The 1,006-nt window shown below is 59.0% G+C and carries 1 protein-coding gene and 1 pseudogene; both read left to right on the top strand.

Annotated elements, in window-relative coordinates; translation table 11 throughout:
* The first annotated feature begins 440 nt into the window (after positions 1 to 440).
* Positions 441 to 683: a hypothetical protein gene (locus AC629_RS47520; RefSeq protein WP_245332202.1), complete on the top strand. Its 243-nt coding sequence runs from the start codon at positions 441 to 443 to the stop codon at positions 681 to 683.
* A gap of 33 nt (positions 684 to 716) precedes the next feature.
* Positions 717 to 1,006: pseudogene (locus AC629_RS47515) on the top strand (hypothetical protein); the annotation flags it as partial.

Below are 1,006 nucleotides of genomic sequence, written 5' to 3'. Positions count from 1 at the left end.
TGATCCGGAAAAGTGTGAAGCGGTTTTCCGAAAAGATCATGCTCAAACAATAACCTAAAGCGCGATGACGATTCATCCCAATCTCATCGCGCTTTAGCGCCTCCGCGGCGATGCCGCATGCGGTCAGGCGTTGGACTTCACGTCCGGCACAATAATTCTCATCTGGCGCACGATCGTGCTATCTCCTGTTACCTCTTCGATTGTGTGTGCAAGTGAACAGATGCTCACGCTCTGTGTTCGGCTTTGAATACCTGTGTCAGCGCGCCGAGGCTGCGCTTTGAAGCCTGAGCCAACACCGGCAGCAGCGCCTTATTCCAGAGGCGTCGCGACATCGTGATTGCCGGTGCAAGATACGAATTTCCGATAATCAATTTTATTCTCTTTCCATCCTCTTGGGTTATATGTCGGGCATCCATCTAGCGGGGGACGCCGGAGCAGGTGTGTATGCCTTGCAAGACCGGCAGGAGCAGGGGACCAAGCCCGTCGGCATGTTCGAAGTGATCCTCACCAGGCGTAAGCGGTTTGGCTGGCGATGGCAGGTGTGCGACCAGTCCGGCAAGATATTTGCCGATGGCTTCGAGCGCACCCGGCCGTCCGCCAAATATCATGGCGAGCGCGCATTATTTTTCCTGTTGTCGCAGGCCTATCTGCGCAATCGCTCGGCGGCCTCGAGCGAGGACTAGCCGCGGCTGCGCATGCACTGCGAGGAGGCCGCGATGAAGCATTGCAAGATCGTCGTCTTCGTTCCGGTGTCTGACGGCCATCGCGTGCGGCAGGCGATGGGCGATGCCGGCGCCGGCGTGATCGCGGCCCGTTACCCCATCTACAAGGGCTTGCGTTGCCCGCCGGGCAAAACACCCAAACCGTCGGTCAACTGGCGCCGCCAAATATATTCCGCTTTGCCGAATTTCGGAAATGGCGTATCTGTCGCCTCACTCCGGCCCGAGGAGGAGGGGCGTATCGCGATCGTCACGACACGCGGGCCGGACGGCGGTGGACGTGGGCC

The sequence above is a fragment of the Bradyrhizobium sp. NAS80.1 genome, from assembly GCF_001908205.1.
In the GTDB taxonomy this organism is placed as follows: Bacteria; Pseudomonadota; Alphaproteobacteria; order Rhizobiales; family Xanthobacteraceae; genus Bradyrhizobium.
This window is presented reverse-complemented; position numbering and strand designations above follow the sequence as displayed.